The sequence below is a fragment of the Plantimonas leprariae genome, from assembly GCF_008802405.1.
In the GTDB taxonomy this organism is placed as follows: Bacteria; Pseudomonadota; Alphaproteobacteria; order Rhizobiales; family Rhizobiaceae; genus Plantimonas; species Plantimonas leprariae.
The window spans coordinates 67,064-85,165 of the sequence record NZ_VZDO01000007.1; the positions used below are offsets into that span (position 1 = coordinate 67,064).

The 18,102-nt window shown below is 68.8% G+C and carries 13 protein-coding genes; 6 read left to right on the top strand and 7 right to left on the bottom strand.

What is annotated here, in order from left to right:
* Nucleotides 1–63 precede the first annotated feature (63 nt).
* The 3 genes from mprF to F6X38_RS10395 all read left to right on the top strand — a co-directional run bounded on the left by mprF (nt 64) and on the right by F6X38_RS10395 (nt 6,201).
* A complete protein-coding gene (gene mprF, locus F6X38_RS10385; protein WP_150969790.1) occupies nt 64–2,658 on the top strand; it encodes a bifunctional lysylphosphatidylglycerol flippase/synthetase MprF in 2,595 nt (864 codons plus the stop codon).
* A complete protein-coding gene (locus F6X38_RS10390) occupies nt 2,655–4,151 on the top strand; it encodes a virulence factor family protein (RefSeq protein WP_150969664.1) in 1,497 nt (498 codons plus the stop codon). Before mprF ends, F6X38_RS10390 begins: the two co-directional genes overlap by 4 nt.
* A 97-nt stretch (nt 4,152–4,248) precedes the next feature.
* Complete coding sequence (locus tag F6X38_RS10395; protein WP_161992706.1) at nt 4,249–6,201, top strand: AI-2E family transporter; 1,953 nt, start codon at nt 4,249–4,251, stop codon at nt 6,199–6,201.
* Nucleotides 6,202–6,219: 18 nt separating this feature from the next.
* Here F6X38_RS10395 and F6X38_RS10400 read toward each other — a convergent pair whose 3' ends face one another.
* The gene (locus tag F6X38_RS10400; protein WP_161992707.1) at nt 6,220–9,216 is read right to left on the bottom strand and encodes a response regulator; all 2,997 of its coding nucleotides are present in this window, start codon (nt 9,214–9,216) and stop codon (nt 6,220–6,222) included.
* A gap of 100 nt (nt 9,217–9,316) precedes the next feature.
* Here F6X38_RS10400 and F6X38_RS10405 point away from each other — a divergent pair, with 100 nt between their 5' ends.
* From F6X38_RS10405 to F6X38_RS10415, 3 genes are all read left to right on the top strand, one after another.
* Nucleotides 9,317–10,372, top strand: a complete 1,056-nt coding sequence (locus F6X38_RS10405) for an aldo/keto reductase (protein WP_150969667.1) — start codon at nt 9,317–9,319, stop codon at nt 10,370–10,372.
* A 69-nt stretch (nt 10,373–10,441) separates the two neighbouring features.
* Nucleotides 10,442–10,654, top strand: a complete 213-nt coding sequence (locus F6X38_RS10410) for a hypothetical protein (protein WP_150969668.1) — start codon at nt 10,442–10,444, stop codon at nt 10,652–10,654.
* 219 nt (nt 10,655–10,873) lie between these two features.
* Nucleotides 10,874–11,149: a hypothetical protein gene (locus F6X38_RS10415; RefSeq protein ID WP_150969669.1), complete on the top strand. Its 276-nt coding sequence runs from the start codon at nt 10,874–10,876 to the stop codon at nt 11,147–11,149.
* Here F6X38_RS10415 and mce read toward each other — a convergent pair.
* From mce to F6X38_RS10445, 6 genes are read right to left on the bottom strand one after another with little or no spacing between them, the layout of a single operon-like run.
* Nucleotides 11,146–11,553 carry a methylmalonyl-CoA epimerase gene (gene mce / locus F6X38_RS10420; RefSeq protein WP_150969670.1) on the bottom strand — a complete coding sequence of 136 codons (408 nt, stop codon included), beginning with the start codon at nt 11,551–11,553 and terminating at the stop codon, nt 11,146–11,148. The genes F6X38_RS10415 and mce overlap by 4 nt on opposite strands.
* A complete protein-coding gene (gene scpA, locus F6X38_RS10425) occupies nt 11,550–13,700 on the bottom strand; it encodes a methylmalonyl-CoA mutase (RefSeq protein WP_150969671.1) in 2,151 nt (716 codons plus the stop codon). The genes mce and scpA overlap by 4 nt, the downstream gene beginning before the upstream one ends.
* A 35-nt stretch (nt 13,701–13,735) precedes the next feature.
* Complete coding sequence (locus F6X38_RS10430) at nt 13,736–15,799, bottom strand: acetyl-CoA carboxylase biotin carboxylase subunit (protein WP_150969672.1); 2,064 nt, start codon at nt 15,797–15,799, stop codon at nt 13,736–13,738.
* Entirely contained in the window at nt 15,750–16,028 is a 279-nt protein-coding gene (locus F6X38_RS10435; protein ID WP_150969673.1) for a DUF2442 domain-containing protein, read from the bottom strand. Before F6X38_RS10435 ends, F6X38_RS10430 begins: the two co-directional genes overlap by 50 nt.
* A complete protein-coding gene (locus F6X38_RS10440; protein ID WP_150969674.1) occupies nt 16,009–16,245 on the bottom strand; it encodes a DUF4160 domain-containing protein in 237 nt (78 codons plus the stop codon). The genes F6X38_RS10435 and F6X38_RS10440 overlap by 20 nt, the downstream gene beginning before the upstream one ends.
* Nucleotides 16,246–16,255: 10 nt before the next feature.
* Nucleotides 16,256–17,788, bottom strand: coding sequence for an acyl-CoA carboxylase subunit beta (locus F6X38_RS10445; RefSeq protein WP_150969675.1), 1,533 nt, complete (start codon nt 17,786–17,788; stop codon nt 16,256–16,258).
* Nucleotides 17,789–18,102 lie beyond the last annotated feature (314 nt).

An 18,102-nucleotide genomic window follows, 5' to 3' on the forward strand; every position in this document is an offset into this window, starting at 1 on the left:
TCGGCGACTGACGTATTCGGGTTGCAAGGATTGACGATGTCGGTCGGCGTTCAACGTCGCAGCATGGGGGCGGGCGAAGACGTTGCGGAGGCCGGCGAAAGCTGGTTTTCCCGCAACCGCCGGCTGATCAACCTCGCGGCGATGCTCCTCGTTCTCGCGGCGGTCGGCATCGCGATCTCGCGCCTGACCTCCGAGGTCCGCTACGAGGACATTCTCGCCGCCTGGAGCGATACCGGCTGGCCGACGCTCATCGGCGCGGTGCTGCTCACGGGGCTGAGCTTTGCGGCCCTGACCTTCTACGACTTCGGCGCCCTCACCTATGTCGGGCACCGGCCGCCGCTGCCGACCGTCGCGGTCACCGCCTTCTGCGCCTATGCGGTCGGCAACACCGCCGGCTTCGGGCCGCTGTCCGGCGGCGCGATCCGCTACCGCGCCTATTCCCGCCTCGGGCTGACGCCGGAGGAGATCGCGAAGGTCATCGCCTTCGTCACGCTGGCCTTCGGCCTCGGCCTCGCCGGCGTCGCGGCCGTCTCGCTGCTCGTCATGGCGGAGGGCATCGCGCCCCTCGTTCACGTCGATGCGCTGGCGCTCCGCCTCATCGGCCTCGCGATCCTCGTGCCGCTCGTCGCCCTGCCCTTCGCGGGCAGGCTCGGCGGCGAGACGCGCTTCGGCCGCCTGTCGCGCATCGCGCTGCGCATGCCCCGCCCCGCCGCGGTCGGCCGGCAGTTCCTCGTCACCGCGCTCGACGTCATGGCCTCGGCCGGCGTCCTCTACGTCCTCCTGCCGCCCGACGCGAACATCGACTACCCGTCCTTCCTCGGCGTCTATTCCGTCGCGGTGGCGCTCGGCGTCCTCAGCCATGTGCCGGCCGGGCTCGGCGTCTTCGAGACGGTGATCGTCGCCGCGCTCGGGCGGCAGATCGACGTCGACCAGGTGCTCGGCGCGCTCGTCCTCTACCGCATCGTCTACCATATCCTGCCCCTGGCGCTGGCGAGCCTCCTCGTCAGCGTCATCGAGCTGCAGCGCGCCGCGACGAGTCCGGTCGGCCGCGCCATCCGCGTCACCGGCGGGCGCCTCGTGCCCCCGATCCTCGCGACGCTGTCGCTGACGCTCGGCGCGATGCTGATCTTTTCCGCCGTGACGCCGACGCCGGCCGAAAACCTCGCCTACCTCGCGGCCTTCGTGCCGCTGCCCTTCGTGGAAGGCGCGCACTTCATCGCGAGCCTCCTCGGGCTTTTCCTCATCGTCATCTCGCGCGGCCTCGCCCAGCGGCTCGACGGCGCGTGGTGGGCGGCGGTCGGCGCATCGCTCGCCGCGCTGGCGCTGTCGCTCCTGAAGGCCGTTGCCCTGGTCGAGGCCGGCTTCCTTGTGTTCTTCGCGCTGGCGCTCCTCGCCAGCCGCGGCGAGTTCACCCGCTCCGCCTCGCTGCTGCGGCAGGCGTTGACGCCCGCCTGGATCCTCGCGCTCGCGACCGTCGTCATCGGCGCGATCGTCGTCCTGTTCTTCGTCTACCGCGACGTCGACTATTCCAATGAGCTCTGGTGGCAGTTCACCTTCGAGTCGGAAGCGCCGCGCTCGTTGCGCGCCGCGCTCGGCTTCACGATCCTGGCGAGCTGCATCGCCATCTGGAGCCTCCTGCGGCCGGCGCTGACCCGCGCCGGGCCGCCGATTTCCGAAGCGCTGGCGATGGCCGCCGCGATCGTCGGCGAACAGGATGCGGCGGACGGCAACCTCGTCCGCATGGGCGACAAGAACGTCCTCCTCTCGGCGGACGGCAAGGCCTTCATCATGTACGCGCGCCAGAACCGCTCCTTCGTCGCGCTGTTCGACCCGATCGGCGATCGGGAGGCCTGGCCCGAACTCATCTGGCAATTCGTCGAGATGGCCCGCACCGAAGGCTGCCGCGCCGTGTTCTATCAGGTCTCGCCGGAAGCGCTGGCGCTCTACGCCGATGCCGGCCTCCAGGCCTACAAGCTCGGCGAGATCGCGAGCGTCGACCTCGCCGAGTTCCACCTGACGGGCGGCAAGCGCGCGGCGCTCCGCCAGTCGATGACGCGCGGCAGCCGCGACGGGCTGACCTTCGAGTTCGTGGAGCCCGCCGGCCTGCCACCGCTGATGGACGATCTGGCAAGCGTTTCCGACGCTTGGCTCGAACAGCACAACACGCGCGAGAAGGGCTTCTCGCTCGGCGGCTTCGACCCGGACTACATCCTGTCCCAGCCCGCCGCCGTGCTCCGCCTTCACGGCCGCATCGTCGCCTTCGCCAACGTGCTCCTCACCGACACGCGCCAGGAAGGCTCGATCGATCTCATGCGCTTTTCGCCGGACGCCCCGAAGGGCTCGATGGACTTCCTGTTCCTGAAGCTGATGGAGCATCTGAAGGCTGAAGGCTTCCGCACCTTCAACCTCGGCATGGCCCCGTTGTCCGGCATGTCGGAACGCCAGATCGCGCCGATCTGGAACCGTGTCGGCCGCACCGTCTTCGAGCATGGCGAGCGGTTCTACAACTTCCGCGGCCTCCGGGCCTTCAAGGCGAAGTTCCATCCGACCTGGGCTCCGCGCTATCTCGCCGTGTCGGGCGGCATCAACCCGGTCTTCGCCCTGATGGATGCGACGCTCCTCATCGGCGGCGGCTTGAAAGGGGTGCTGGCCAAGTGAGCGCGACGAAAACAGCGGCGGCGGCCTCGATCCTGCTCGCGGCGACCCTGCTGGCGGCCGCGCCCTCCTTCGCGCAATCGCCGCCGCCGCCGACCCCCGCTCCCGCGGCCTCCGCGCCGCAGCCGGCCGAGGAGGATGAAGGCCACACCGCCGAGATCACCCTCCCCGATGGCAGCAAGCAGACCGTCCACACCGGCATGATTCCGGGAGCGCGCATCTCCGTTCCCACGGGCGGCAACATCGCGGCCGAGGTGGTCCTCATTTCCGACTCGGACGGCTGGAACGACGACGAGGACGACCTCGCCGCGACCTTCCTCGATCAGGACGCCGTGGTGATCGGCATTGATCTGCCGAGCTATCTGGCGGAACTGGAGAAGGCTGGCGACGACTGCGTCTATCTGGTCTCCGACATCGAGGCGCTCGGGCAGGAGGTGCAGCGTGCCGCCAAGGACGACAGCCTCAGCCTGCCGATCCTCGCGGGCATCGGCGCGGGCGGCTCGCTCGCCCTGTCCATCCTGGCGCAGACGCCGGACAACACCATCCAGGCGACGGTCGCCGTCGATCCGGAAGGCGGCATCACGCTGAAGAAGGACCTCTGCACCGGCGCCAAGCGCGAGGACCGCCACGGCCGCGCCTATTACGGACTGGAGGATCGCGCCCTGCCCGATCCGGCGACCGTGATCTTCACGCCGGACGCCGACAAGGAGGGCCGCAACCACGTGGCCGCGCTCGCCGATCAGGCGGACGGCATCGACATCCGGGAAACCGACGACGACGACGCCTTCTCGCAACTCGGCCTCGCGGTCGGCGACCTGATAGAACAGGCGACCGAGACCGACCCCGACACCGCCGGGCTGCCCCTCACGATCCTCGACGCCAAGCCGACGCGCGACACGCTGGCGATCATCTATTCGGGCGACGGCGGTTGGCGCGATCTCGACAAGGAGATCGGCGACATCTTCCAGAAGGAGGGACTGCCGACGGTCGGCGTCGACTCGCTCCGCTATTTCTGGACGAAGCAGACGCCGGAGAAGGTCGCCTCCGACCTCACCGGCATGATCGACCGCTTCCGCAAGCGTTGGGGCGTGCGCAACGTCCTCCTGATCGGCTACTCCTTCGGGGCGGACATCCTGCCCGCCGCCTACGATCGCCTGCCGCAAGCGCAGAAGGACAGCGTCGCGATGGTGTCGCTCCTCGCCTTCTCCGCGACCGGCGACTATCAGGTCTCCGTCGCGGGCTGGCTCGGCGTCGACAACGGCGGCGATACGAACGGCGTCAAGGACGCCGAGGCCATCGACCCGAAGCTCATCCAGTGCGTCTACGGCACGGAGGACGAGGACGACGCCTGCAAGCAGTTGAAGGACCGCGGCGTCGAGATGCTCGGCATCGCCGGCGGCCACCATTTCGACGAGGACTATCCGGCGCTGGCCGCGAAGATCGTCGCCTCGCTCGACCGCCGCCTGAAGCCGGAAGCGGCATCGAACAAGCCCTGATACGCCGGCGTCGCGGCGCTCTGGCGTCGCTGCCCGCGCGGCCTATCTCCACGCTCGAAAGGCGCCCTCCCGGCGCCGCCGCGCGGGTGGGCTGCTTTTGGACATCGTCACTTCCCAGAAGCTCCGGTTCGCCCTGCCGCTGTTCAACGCTCTGGCGGTCAGCCTCCTGATCCTGGCGATCGGCAGCATCCTCTATCTCGGGCGCGAGATCTTCGTGCCTTTCGCGCTGGCGGTGCTGCTCAGCTTCTCGCTCGCGCCGATCGTCAACATGCTGCTCTGGGCGCGCGTGCCGTCGAGCCTCGCCATCGCCGGCGCGGTGACCACCGCGCTCGTGCTGATCGCACTCGTCGGCTACGTCATCCTCAACCAGTTGTCGGCGCTCGCGACCGAGCTGCCGAACTACCAGACCACGATGCAGCGCAAGATCGAGGGGCTGGCCTCGACCACCGGTTCCGAGCGCGGCCCGATCGCCGGCCTCGTCGTGATGCTGAACGAGATGCAGGAGGATCTGTCGAACATCGGGCAGGCGCGCCGGCAGACGGCCGATCAGGCTCCGAACGAGCAGAAACCGCAGCCGGTGACGATCGCGGAGGAGACGAGCCCCTTCTCCACGGTCAGCGGCTTCGTGTCGCCGCTGCTGCATCCGCTGGCGACGGTCGGCATCGTCATCATCTTCTCGATCTTCATCCTTGCGCAGCGCGAGGATCTCCGGAACCGCTTCATCCGTCTCGCCGGCACGGACGACCTGCAGCAGACCACGGCCGCGATCGACGACGCTGCGCGCCGGCTCGGCAAGCTGCTGCTCACCCAGCTCGCGATCAACACCGCCTTCGGCGTCGTGATCAGCCTCGGGCTGCTCGTCATTGGCGTGCCGAGCCCGTTCCTCTGGGGCATCATCGCCGGCATCCTGCGCTTCGTTCCCTATGTCGGGGCGGTGATCGGCGGCGCCCTGCCGCTCGCGCTCGCCTTCGCCGTCGATCCGGGCTGGAGCATGGCGATCTGGACCGTGGCGCTGTTCCTCGTCGTGGAACCGGTGCTCGGCCACATCATCGAGCCGCTGGTCTACGGTCATTCCAGCGGCCTGTCGCCGATCGCGGTGATCCTAGCGGCAGCGATCTGGGCGCTGATCTGGGGGCCGGTCGGCCTCATCCTCGCGACGCCGCTGACGATCTGCCTCGTGGTGATGGGTCGCTACGTCCAGCGCCTCGCGGTGATCGACATCATGCTCGGCGACCGGCCGGCTTTGTCGCCGTCGCAGATCTTCTACCAGCGCATGCTCGGCGGCGCGACGCGCGAGGCCGCCGGCCAGGCGCGCGAACTCCTGAAGGAACGGGCGCTGGCGACCTACTACGACGAGATCGCGCTGGAGGGGCTCCGTCTCGCGCACGAGGACGTCGCGCGTTTCGCCGTCGAGGGCGACCGCCTGGAGACGCTGCGCGCCTCGACGCTCGGCCTCGTGAAGAGCCTGGAGACGATCGAGAGCCCGGTGCCGAAGGGCGGGTCGCTGCGGCCCGAGGCGGCGGCGGCGGCGGATGCCGTCGGCCCGGACACGACCTTCGCGCGGATCGTCCGCAGCCCCTCCGAGCTCGCGCCGGAATGGCGCGGCGCGACGCCGGTGGTCTGCATCGCCGGCGGCGACCCGCTCGATCTGCCGATCGCCTCGATGCTCGGGCAGGTCCTGACCAAGCACGGGCTCAACGCGCATGTGACGACGATGAAGGAGGTCGCGCAGAACCCGCCGACCAAGGCCGACGTCGAGGACGTGGCGCTCGTCTGCCTCTGCTTCGTCGAGCCGCTGAGCACGCTTCACCTTCGTCACACCGCATTGCAGGTGCATCGCGTCGCCCCGAAGGCGAAGGTGCTGATTGGCATCTGGCGCGAGCGCGATCCCGAAATCGTCGCGACGCTGAAGAACCGGCTGCGGGTGAACGCCGTCGTCACCACCCTGAACGAAGCGCTGGCGACGATCTTCGAGATGTCGAGCGACCGGGTGCCGGCGATCGCCGCGGCGGGCGAAAAGGCGAAAGCCGCGCAACCCGCCCTCGCCTGATTCGGGTGGCGGCGCGCCCTATCCCGCCGCCGCGGGCTCGATGGCGGGCACGGCCGCGGCCGGTGCCTCGCTCCGTCCTGCGTCGCTGAGGATCGAGCGCACTTCGCCCATCAGGTCGCGCATCGCGACCTTGTCCTTCGCCAGCACCTTATCGGCGCGGCCTTCGAGTTGCCGCCAGTCCTCCCGCGTGATGTCCTTGGAGGTGAGCACCACGACCGGGATCTCCGCCCATTCCGGCCGCTTGCGGAATTCCCTGAGAAAACCGAACCCGTCCATCACCGGCATCATCAGGTCGAGCAGCACCAGATCGGGCTTCACCGCCGTCGCCTTCTCCAGCCCCTGCTGCCCGTGCTCCGCGGTGTCGACGACGAGGCCTTCGCGCATCAGCGTGACGGACGCGCGTTCTAGCATGGCAGCGTCGTTGTCGACCACGAGCACGCGCGCCGGGCCCGAGACGCTGAGCGCATCGACAACGCCCTTCAGCCGGTCCCATTCCACCGGCTTCAGGAGATAGTCGGAAGCGCCCAGCGAATAGCCGAGGCTGTGCTCGTCGATGACCGTGACCATAACGACCGGGATGCCGGCGAGGGCCGGATCGCCCTTCATCGCCCGAAGCACCGCCCAGCCGTCCATGCGCGGCATGGTGACGTCGAGGAGCACGAGGTTCGGGCGAAGGTCACGCGCGAGCTGCAGTCCCTGCTCGCCGTCGCCGGCCGTGTGGACCGAGAAGCCCTCCTTCGTCAGGAAGCGGCTCATCAGATCGCGCGCCGACCGGTCGTCGTCGATCACGAGGATCGTCCCGGCGGTGCCTTCCGTCGCGGTCGGCGCAGCGGGCGCGGCGTCCTCCGCCGCTTCCTCATCCTGCGGCTTCTCCAGTTCGGCCGGGATCTGGATGGTGAAGGTCGAGCCCTTCCCTTCCTCGCTGGAAACGGTGATGTCGCCGCCGAGCATGCGGCAGAAGGAGCGGGTGATCGCTAGGCCGAGCCCCGTGCCGCCGAAGCGGCGCGTGGTGGAGGCGTCGGCTTGTGTGAAGCGCTCGAAGAGCTTCTGCGTCTGCTCCAGCGACATGCCGATGCCGGTGTCGCGGACGGAAAGCGCGAGCCAGTCGCGGCCGTCGCGCGAGCCCCGTTCGGCCTTCAGCGCGATCGTGCCGTTCTCGGTGAACTTCGACGCATTACTGAGGAGGTTGATCAGGCACTGCCGGATCTTGACCTGATCGGACTGCACGGCGCCGAGGTCGGCCGGCATGTCGATCTCCAGCTTGTTGTTCTTCTTCTCGACCAGCGGCTCGACGGTCGAGGCGACGTCCGAGATCGTCTCGCCGAGGTCGAACCGCTCGACGAAGATCTCCATCCGGTCGGCCTCGATCTTCGACAGGTCGAGCACGTCGTTGATGAGGCTGAGGAGATGCCGGGCGTTGCCCTTGATCTTCTTCAGGTCGTCGAGGAATTCCGCGTGCCCGAGGTCCTCCGCCTCTTCCTCCAGCATCTCCGTATAGCCGATCACCGCCGAGAGGGGGGTGCGGAGTTCGTGGCTCATGTTGGCGATGAACTGGCTCTTCGCGACGTTCGCCTGCTCGGCCGCGTCGCGGGCCGCCGCGAGTTCCTCCTCGAAGGCCCGCTGCTTGGTCACGTCGGTATTGGTACCGAACCATCGGAACACGCGGCCGGTATCGTCGCGGATCGGCAGCGCCTGGCTCAGGAACCAGCGGAACGAGCCGTCCGCGCCGCGCAACGGAAACGTGTCCTCCCAGACCTCGCCGCTAGACAGCGCCTTGCGGAAGTCGGCGACGACGCGCTCCTCGTGGTCGGGATGGTGCACGCGCCGCCAGCCGAAGCCCTGCATGTCCTCGAGCGTCGTCCCGGTGTAGTCGTACCACCTCCGGTTATACCATGAGATCTTCCCCTCCGCGTCGGCGATCCAGGCCATCTGCGGGATCGACTCGGCGATCATCCGGAAGCGGGCCTCGCTGTCGCGCGTCCGCCGCTGCGATTCCCGCTGCTCGGTCTCGTCGGTGACGACGAGCCCGGCGCCGTTGTCGATCGACTTGTCGCCGCGCTTCGTCAGCGACAGCGGAAAGACGTTGAAGATCAGCACCCGCTCTCCCTCGCCGCCGGGCGTGCGGAGCATGACCTCGAGGTCCGTGGTGCCGGCCCGCCCGGCGATCACCGCGTCCAGCGGCTGGCGCAGCTTCTCCGCGAGTTCCGGATAGGCTTCGAAGATGTCCTGCCCGGTCGCGGCGTGTTCGGTGCCGCCGAGCGCGGCGGCGAAAGGCGGGTTCTCGCGCTGCAGCCGGCGCTCGGCGTCGACGAAGGCGAGTCCGATCGGGGCGTTTTCCAGCACCCGCGAGAGCAGCTGGCCGGTGCGCCGGCCGTCTCGGTGCCGGCGGAGCGCCAGCCCCGCGAGCGCCAGGCCAACCAGCACCGCCAGCGCGAAGGCGACGCTGGAGATGCGGCCGTTCGTGCGGTCCGCCCGCTCCTCGGCCGCGATCCGCTGCCGCGCGGCGTCCTGCGCCCGGCCGATCTCATCGCGGAAGGCGTCCATGTTGGCCTTGCCGCGCCCCTGGCGCACGATGTCGGCCGCCGGTTCGAAACCGCGCTCGCGACGGACGCGGATGATGTTGTCGATGTAGACAAGCTCGTCGCTGGCGAGCACCTCGATGCGCTTCAGGGTCTCCGTGTCGGCAGGGGTCGCCTGCCAGTCGGCCCGCAGGCGCGCCAGCGTGGGCTGTATCTCGGGCACGGTCGCCCTGTACGGCTCCAGGAAGTCCTCCAATCCGGTCAGGACGAAGCCCCGGGCGCTCGTTTCGATGGTGGTGAGCGAAGCGAGCACCCGCTCCGTCGAGTTCAGGAGCGCGGTTTCGGCGTCGATCCTCGCGGCACGTCCGTTCGAGTTACCGGTCGCCCAGGCATAGGCGGCGAGCGCCGCGATCAGCAGGAGGCCGGCGGCGACGAAGGGCATCACGCCCTGCCGCCAGGAAATCCGCCCGAACGCGGAGGCGCTTGTGCCCGTCATCCCACCTACCCATCCAAGCGCCCCGGCGCCTCGATACGGGTCGCCGCGGCCAGCTTCCGGCATATCTAGCGAAGCCCGCACCCGTTTCGACGAGATTCCCATGGAATACAGGCTGCTCGGCCGTTCAGGCCTCAAGGTTTCCACGCTGACGCTCGGTACGATGACGTTCGGCGGCGGCGGCGTCTTCCAGAAGACCGGCTCCACCGACGTCGCCGGCGCGCGCCGGCAGATCGACATGTGCCTCGACGCGGGCGTCAATTTCTACGACACGGCCGACGTCTATTCGACCGGTCTGTCCGAGGAGATCGTCGGCGAGGCGATCGAAGGCCGGCGCGACCGGCTGCTGATCGCGACGAAGGCGCGCTTCCCGATGAGCGAGGACGGCAACGACCGCGGCCTGTCGCGCCACCATCTGGTGAGGGCTTGCGAGGCGAGCCTGAAGCGCCTCAAGACCGATCACATCGACCTCTACCAGTGCCACCAGTGGGACGGCCAGACGCCGCTGGAGGAGACGCTTCGCGCGCTGGACGATCTCGTCGAAGCCGGCAAGGTCCGATACGTCGGCGTCTCGAACTTTTCCGGTTGGCACCTGATGAAGGCCCTCGGCATCGCCGAGCGGGAGGGCTTCGTGCGCCCCGTCGCGCAGCAGATCCACTACACCCTGCAGGCGCGCGACGCGGAGAACGAACTGCTGCCGATCGCCGTGGACCAGGGCGTCGGCATTCTCGTCTGGTCGCCGCTCGCGGGCGGGCTCCTGTCCGGCAAGTATCGGCGCGGCAAGCCTGAGCCGGAGGGCACGCGCCGCGCCGCCGAATGGAGCGAGCCGCCGGTCTACGATTTCGAGAAGCTCTACGACATCGTCGAGGTGCTGGCGGAAATCGCCAAAGGGCGGGGCGTCAGCGCGGCGCAGGTCTCGCTCGCCTGGCTGCTGGCGCGGCCCGGCGTCGCGTCGGTGATCGTCGGCGCACGCACCGACGAGCAGCTCGCCGACAACCTGAAGGCGGCGGAACTGACGCTGTCGCAGGAAGAGGTCGATCGGCTCGAGGAAGCCAGCCGGCCGAACCTGATGTATCCCTATTGGCATCAGCGTAACACCGCCTCGGACCGGTTGTCGCAGGCCGACCTCGCGTTGATAAAGCCGTATCTTTCCAAATGATTGCGGGGAACCGCGAGCCGGCTCCGCCGTTATTCGGGCGACGAACCATTCAATGAACGGATAATAGCCATGCGACTTCACGAGAGCCGGATCGAGCGTGCGGAGCGCCGGGTTCGCGAGGCCGAAGCCAATGTCGACCGCCAGAAGCAGCGGCTCGCCGCGATCGAGGCGCGCGGCGACCGTCAGGCCTTCCGAAGCGGCCGCGAAGTGCTGCAATCCTTCAAGGATGCGCTGCACGCGATGAAGCTGCGGCTGAAGGAAGCCCGCCGCCAGCCGGTCTGACCCTCCAGTCACCGACACCTTGATACGACCCGCCGGCCACAGCCGGCGGGTTTTTTGCATGTGCGCCCCGCTTCCAGTGCACTGCGTTTCGTAATGCAGTTGACGGCACGCGACGCCGCGGCGAACAGTGGTCGCGGTTGCGTGATTCCGCCGGCTCCGGCGCTGCGTCGGTCGGGCGGGCGTACGGGAAGCGCGAACGCCTTGCCGGGAAGGACGTCGATGAAGTTTCTCTTGGGTCTCGCGCCGCTCGCGTTCCTAGGCGGCTGCATGAGCACCAATCCGGGCTCGCCGCTGGAGGCCTACAGCGTGCCGGAAGCGCGCTGCGCCGCGATCCGCGAGCACGTGCCTTTCGACGAGCGCAACACGTCGCGCGACCCGACCGTCGGTCGCGGCTCGTTCTGCGACCCGGCGACGCGCTATGTCCGCGCCGAGCCGCCGGAAACCGACAGCCCGTTCTACATCGTCGGCGCCGCTGTGGACGCCGCCACCTACTAGCGGACTTCCTCCAGTTCGATCAGCGTTCCGAACCCGTCCTTCGGGTGGAGGAACAGCACCGGGTTGCCGTGCGCGCCGGGCTTCGGCTCGCCGTCGCCGAGGATGCGCATGCCGCTCGCCACGAGCTGCGCGCGCGCGGCGTAAATGTCCGGCACCTCGTAGCAGATATGATGCATGCCGCCGGCCTGGTTCTTGGCGAGGAAGGCCGCCACCGGCGACCCCTCGCCCAGCGGCTCCATGAGTTCGACCCGCGTGTTCGGCAGGTCGACGAAGGCGACGGTGACGCCGTGCACCGGCAGCGCCTGCGCTTCCGACACGCGGCCGCCCATCGTGTCGCGGTAGAAAGCGCTGGCGGCGGCAAGGTCCGGCACGGCCAGCGCCACGTGGTTCAACCGGCCGATCAAGCCGTCGCCTCGTTCCGCCGCCGCCCTTCCAGGATGTCGAGCACGGCCCTTGCCGCGTCGAGGACGTTGGTTCCGGGGCCGAACACCGCCGCGACGCCGCTGTCCAGAAGGAAGCGGTAGTCTTCCCGCGGGATGACGCCGCCGCAGACCACCGCGACGTGGCCCGCGCCCTTTGCCTGCATCGCCGCGACGAGTTGCGGCAGCAGCGTCCGGTGGCCGGCGGCGAGCGAGGAGATGCCGATCACCTGCACACCTGTCGCGACGGCCAACTCCGCCGCCTCCTCCGGTGTCTGGAACAGCGGCCCGGCGACGACTTCGAAGCCGAGATCGCCGAAGCCGGAGGCGATCACCTTCGCGCCGCGATCGTGCCCGTCCTGGCCGAGCTTGGCGACGAGGATGCGCGGCTTGCCGCCGTTCGCATCGGCGAAAGCCTCCAGCCGCTCGACCAGCATCCGGTATTCCGGCTCGTCGCGATAGGCGGCCCCGTAGATGTCGGCGACGACTTCCGCCTCCGCGCGGTGCGCGCCGAAGGCGCGCCGCAGCGCGTCCGAGATCTCGCCGACGGTGGCGCGAGCCCGCGCCGCCTCCACCGCCGCTTCCAGGATATTGGAGCTTTCGCTCCGCGCGGCGGCTTCCAGCGCCGACAGTGTGGACGACCACAGATCCGGGTCGCGCTGCCGCCGGACGCGCTCGATTCGCGCCACCTGCGCCCGGCGCACCTCGGCATTGTCGATGCGGCGGAACTCGATCGGCTCCTCTTCCTCCAGCCGGTAGCGGTTGACGCCGACGATCACCTCTTCGCCGCGGTCGACGCGCGCCTGCCGGGCCGTCGCCGCCGCCTCGATTTGCCGCTTCGGGCTGCCGCTCGCCACCGCCGCCGTCATGCCGCCCTCGCGCTCGATTTCCTCCATCAGCGCCCAGGCTTGTGTCGCGAGTTCCGCCGTCAGGCTCTCGACGTAGTAGGAACCGGCCAGAGGATCGACCACCCGCGTCACGCCGGTCTCGTGGGCGAGGATGAGCTGCGTGTTCCGGGCGATGCGCGACGACGTCTCGCTCGGCAGCGCGATCGCCTCGTCGAAGGAATTCGTGTGTAGCGACTGCGTGCCGCCCAGCACCGCCGCCAGTGCCTCGTAGGCGGTCCGCACGACGTTGTTCAGCGGATCCTGCTCCTGCAGCGACACGCCGCTCGTCTGGCAATGCGTCCGCAGCATCGAGGATTCGGCCTTTCGCGGCGCGAACTCCGCCATGACGCGCGTCCAGAGCAGCCGCGCCGCGCGAAGCTTCGCCGCCTCCATGAAGAAGTTCATGCCCACCGCGAAGAAGAACGACAGGCGCGGCGCGAAATCGTCGACCTTCAGTCCCCGCGCCAGCGCGGCGCGGACATATTCGCGCCCGTCCGCCAGCGTGAAGGCGAGCTCCTGCACGAGCGTCGCCCCCGCTTCCTGCATATGGTAGCCGCTGATCGAGATGGAGTTGAAGCGCGGCATCTGGCGCGCCGTATAGGCGATGATGTCCGACACGATCCGCATCGAGGGCTCGGGCGGATAGATATACGTGTTGCGGACGGTGAACTCCTTCAGGATGTCGTTCTGGATCGTGCCGGACAGCCGTTCCGCCGGCACGCCCTGCTCCTCACCGGCGACGATGAAGCTCGCCAGCACCGGGATCACCGCGCCGTTCATCGTCATCGACACCGACATCTCGCCGAGCGGGATGCCGTCGAACAGGATCTTCATGTCCTCGACGCTGTCGATCGCGACGCCGGCCTTGCCGACATCTCCCTCGACGCGCGGATGATCGGAATCGTAGCCGCGATGCGTCGCGAGGTCGAAGGCGACGGACAGGCCCTTCTGGCCGGCGGCCAGCGCGCGGCGGTAGAAGCGGTTCGACTCCTCGGCGGTCGAGAAGCCGGCATATTGCCGGATCGTCCAGGGCCGGCCGGCATACATCGTAGCGCGGACGCCGCGGGTATAGGGCGCCGCGCCCGGCAATGTGCCGATATGGTCCAGCCCGTCGATGTCGGAAGCCGTGTAGAGCGGCTTCACGGCGATGCCTTCGGGCGTCTGCCAGACCAGCGTCTCGGCCTCGGCCTTGATCTCCCGCCGGGCGCGCTCGCGCCAGTCGGACAGTTCGGGATCGTCGGTCATGCGGTGCTCCTCCCGCCGCCCATCTGTGCCCTGTCCTATTCGAGTTCGAGGATCAGCTCGTCGACGGCGAGGCTCGCCCCGACCGCGACGGCGACGCGCTTCACCCGGCCGCGCCGCTCGGCCTTCAGGGCGTTCTCCATCTTCATCGCCTCGACGGTCGCGAGCGTCTGCCCCGCCTCGATCGTCTCGCCGGCCGCGACCGCGATGGCGGTGACGATGCCCGGCATCGGGCAGAGCAGCAGCTTCGAGGTGTCCGGCGGCGGCCGCAGCGGCATCAGCCGCGCCAGTTCCGCGACGCGCGAGCGCCGGACCCGCGCCGTCACATCGACGCCGCGCCGACGCAGCCGCACGGTGGTGCCGGAGAGCGCCACCTTCACCTTGGCCGCCGCACCGTCGATGCGGAACTCGGCATAGGTCCGGCCGGGCCGCCAGTCGCTCGCGACCTCCACGGTCCGGTTGCCGTCGAAGCGAACCCGCATGCGGCCGTCCGCTTCCTCGACCGTCGCCGGAAAAGCGTGGGCGTCGAACGCGACGGTCCATTCCCTCCCGAGCCTGCGGCGGTGGTTGTCGATCGCGCCGGAAACCTGGGCGTCGCGCTTCTGGCGCGTCAGTTCGCAGAAGGCGGCGATCGCGGCGAGGTCTTCCGCTTCCGCCGCGTCCGGCGTCCGTCCCGCGAAGCCGTCCGGGAACTCCTCGGCGATGTAGGCCGTGGTGAGCCGGCCTTCGCGGAACCGCTCCTGCCGCATCAGCGTCGCGAGGAACGGCAGGTTGTGGCCGACGCCCTCCAGCTCGAAGACGTCGAGCGCGCGCGACATGGCGTCGACGGCCGCTTCCCGCGTCGGCGCATGGGTGCAGAGCTTGGCGATCATCGGATCGTAGAAGACCGGGATCTCCGCGCCCTCGAACACGCCCGTATCCACCCGCACCGTTCCGCCGTCCGCCGCCGTGCCATCCGTCGGCGGCCGGTAGCGCGTCAGCCGCCCGACCGAGGGCAGGAAGTTGCGGTACGGGTCCTCGGCATAGACGCGGGTCTCGATCGCCCAGCCGCCGAGGCGCACGTCGTCCTGCGAGAAGCGCAGCGGCTCGCCGGCCGCGACGCGGATCATCTCCTCCACGAGGTCGAGGCCGGTCGTGAGCTCCGTAACCGGATGCTCGACCTGCAGGCGCGTGTTCATTTCGAGGAAGTAGAAGTTGCGGTCGCGATCGACGATGAACTCCACCGTGCCGGCCGAATGGTAGCCGACCGCCTTCGCCAGCGCGATGGCTTCCGCCCCCATCGCCGCGCGCGTCGCGGCATCGAGGAAGGGCGACGGCGCTTCCTCGACGACCTTCTGGTTGCGCCGCTGGATCGAACATTCGCGCTCACCGAGATGCACGACGTTGCCGTGCCGGTCGCCGAGCACCTGGATCTCGATGTGGCGCGGCTCGGTGACGAACCTCTCGATGAAGATGCGCTCGTCGCCGAAGGACGAGCGCGCCTCGTTGCGCGACGAGGCGAACCCTTCGCGTGCTTCGGCCTCGTTCCAGGCGACGCGCATGCCCTTGCCGCCGCCGCCGGCGGAGGCCTTGATCATCACCGGAAAGCCTATCTCCGCGGCGATCCGCGCTGCCTGCGTCGCGTCTTCGATCAAGTCCATATGGCCAGGCACGGTGGAAACGCCGGCTTTCGCCGCGATACGCTTCGAGGCGATCTTGTCGCCCATCGCCTCGATCGCCGAGGCGGGCGGCCCGATGAACGCGACGCCTTCCCTGTCGAGCGCTTCGGCGAAGGCCGCGTTCTCCGACAGGAAGCCGTAGCCGGGATGGACGGCATCGGCGCCGGTCTGGCGGATCGCGGCGAGGATCGCCTCGATCGAAAGGTACGACTGCGCCGAGGGAGCCGGGCCGATCCGCACGGCCTCGTCTGCCTCGCGCACATGCAGCGCGTCGCGATCGGCATCCGAATAGACCGCGATCGTCGCGATGCCGAGCCGCCGCGCGGTGCGGATCACGCGGCACGCGATCTCGCCTCGATTGGCGATGAGGAGCTTGCTGAACAAGGAGTGACCGCTACTCGGCCGCTTCAGCGGGCGGCACGGCGTTCTTCGCACGCCGGCCATTGAGCATTCCTTCGATGCTGAGGTCCTCGTCAAGGGTCGGCCAATGCAACCCGAAAGGCGAAAGTTCGATCCGATTTCGCTGATGGGGCGATGCGGCGAGCAGTGTCGGGTACCACCAGAGCGGGGTCGTGAGGCGTGCGCCGTTGCCGAGCGTGACGATCAGTTCGATCTCGTTGCACTCGGCTGCAACGGGTTCGACCAAGGCGTCGTCAATTTCCAAAATGCTCATGCCAACGCTCCAAAAACTCCCGGCGTCTCTCGCTCACGACCGCTAGGAGTTCGCCAACCTCGTGCGGACGACACCGACTGTTGCGAGCGACTTTCAGGCTATCCAGCCAGATCTTCAACTCCTTCCGGCCGGATCTGGCGTGAATATGCGGCGGCTCGGAACCATCCAAGCTATAGAAAAGGAATTCCCAACCCTTCCAGACAAAAACCCTCGGCACGCGTCGCGCCTCACAGCGGCATCGTATCGTGCTTGCGCCACGGCCGTTCGGCGCGCTTGCCCCTCAACGCCGCGAAGGCTCGCGCGATGCGGCGGCGGGAGGAGTGCGGCATGATCACCTCGTCCACGAAGCCGCGTTCGGCGGCGACGAACGGGTTGGCGAAGCGCTGCTCGTATTCCGCCGTCCGCGCCGCGATCTTCTTCGGATCGCCGAGTTCGGAGCGGTAGAGGATCTCGGCCGCGCCCTTCGCACCCATCACGGCGATCTCCGCCGTCGGCCAGGCGTAGTTCACGTCGGCGCCGATGTGCTTCGAGGCCATCACGTCGTAGGCGCCGCCATAGGCCTTGCGGGTGATCAGCGTCACCATCGGCACGCTCGCCTGGGCATAGGCGAAGAGCAGCTTCGCGCCGTGCTTGATGACGCCGCCATGCTCCTGCGCGGTGCCCGGCAGGAAGCCCGGCACGTCGACCAGCGTCAGGATCGGTACCGCGAAGGCGTCGCAGAAGCGCACGAAGCGCGCGGCCTTCCTCGCCGCGTCGATGTCGAGGCAACCGGCCAGCACCAGCGGCTGGTTGGCGACGACGCCGACAGTCCGCCCTTCGATCCGAATGAGCCCGGTGACGATGTTGCGGGCGAAGGCCTCGCCGATCTCGAAGAAGTCGGCCTCGTCGGCGACCGCGAGCACCAGTTCCCGCATGTCGTAGGGCTGCGTCGGGCTCGCCGGCACCAGCGTGTCGAGCCGCATCTCGACGCGGTCCGGATCGTCGAAGAACGGCCGCACCGGCGGCGGCTCGCGGTTCGACAAAGGCAGGAAGTCGAACAGCCGGCGGGTTTCCTCCAGCGCCTCGACGTCGTTCTCGAACGCTGCGTCCGCGACGCCGGAGACGCGCGTATGCGTCGCCGCGCCGCCCAGCGTCTCGGCGGTGACGACCTCGTTCGTCACGGTCTTCACCACGTCCGGCCCGGTGACGAACATGTAGGAGCTGTCCCGCACCATGAAGATGAAGTCGGTCATCGCCGGCGAATAGACCGCGCCCCCGGCGCAAGGCCCCATGACGACCGAGAGCTGCGGTACGACGCCGGAGGCCTCGACGTTGCGCCGGAACACCTCGGCATAGCCGGCGAGCGAGGCGACGCCCTCCTGGATGCGCGCCCCGCCGGAATCGTTGAGGCCGATCACCGGCGCGCCGTTCCGCACCGCCATGTCCATGATCTTGCAGATCTTCTCGGCGTGCGTCTCCGAGAGGGAGCCGCCGAGCACGGTGAAGTCCTGCGCGAAGACGTATGTCTGGCGACCGTTGATCGTGCCCCAGCCGGTGACCACGCCGTCGCCCGGCACCTTCTCGGCCGCCATGCCGAAATCCGTCGCGCGATGCACGACGTAGGTGTCGAACTCCTCGAACGATCCCTCGTCGAGCAGCACTTCCAGCCGCTCGCGCGCCGTCAGCTTGCCCTTGGCGTGCTGGGCGGCGATGCGCCGCTCGCCCCCGCCTAGCCGGGCGGCGGCGCGTCTGGCTTCGAGCTGTTCGAGGATGTCCTGCATCTGATTCCGATCGTTCGCTTGCAGGGCCCGCGGCGCGGCTGGTTCGCGCCGCCGCACCGTTCCTGCTTATGACGGAAAGAATGTGATGGAAACATCGGGAGCGGCGCAACATCCGCCTGTTCCGCCGCGTTCACGGGCCGGTCGCTGCGTCGTCGAGCACACGGCACACCGTTTGCATCGACCCCATCGAACTTGTGAAGGCACCTGGGGGCGACGGCCGGTGGCTCAATTCGATCAGATCGGAACGAGGACGCGTTTCGGCATGATACGCGCCGTCGCGGAGCGTTCCGCATTGGGACTGGCCATCGCCGCCG